The 744-nt window shown below is 65.5% G+C and carries 1 protein-coding gene and 1 pseudogene; both read right to left on the minus strand.

What is annotated here, in order from left to right:
* Positions 1–295 (minus strand): annotated as a pseudogene (locus tag JHD07_RS38030) (efflux RND transporter periplasmic adaptor subunit); the annotation flags it as partial.
* On the minus strand, positions 285–744 hold a 460-nt coding region (locus tag JHD07_RS38035; protein ID WP_291631569.1), incomplete at its 5' end, for a TolC family protein. The gene JHD07_RS38035 and the pseudogene JHD07_RS38030, both read right to left, overlap by 11 nt.

Below are 744 nucleotides of genomic sequence, written 5' to 3' on the forward strand. Positions count from 1 at the left end.
GCTTGCCGTCGACCTGCGAGCGCACCGTTACGGTGTTGAGCGCGCGGATCGCGCCGACGCCGTCGAGATAGACCGGCACGTCCTGGATGCGCGGGGTCGCCGCCAGCACCGGCACCGGCAGATCGGGACGCTGATTGCGATTGTTCGCCTGCTGCTGCTGCATCGCAAACCAGGCAACGTAACCGAGGCCCCCGAGGATCGCGAGCGTGATCAGGGTCATGACGAAGCTGCGGCCGCGCGATCTCTTCGCAGTCCCCTCACCCGCGCCTTGCTTCGCGTCCGGCTTAAAGAGCATTGACCGGTTTCTCCATTCGCGGCTCCCAGCCGCCGCCGAGCGCCTGGTACAGGCTGACGATGGCAAGTAGCCGTGCGAGCTGGGCCTGCAACAGCGCGTCTTCCGCCTGGAACAGCGTCAGCTGGGTGTTGAGCACCGTGACGATGTCGGCGGTGCCGGCGCGCAATTGCTGCTCGGACAGATCGAACGCGCGGCGCGAGGCGGCGACGACGTCACGCTGCAATTGCAGCCGGATCGTGGTCTGCTTGATCGAGAACAGCGCGTTGTCGACGTCGGCAAAGGCCTGGATGATTGTCTTGCGATAGGTTTGGAGCAGTTCGTCCTGCCGCGCCTTGGCGAATTCGAAATTGCCGAGGATCCGGCCGCCGTCGAAGATTGGCTGCGTCGCGCTGCCGACGAGCTGGAAAAAGGCCGCATGCGGCTGGAACAGCGAGACCAGCGCCGAGCTC

The organism is Bradyrhizobium sp. (assembly GCF_016462955.1).
Lineage (GTDB): Bacteria > Pseudomonadota > Alphaproteobacteria > Rhizobiales > Xanthobacteraceae > Bradyrhizobium.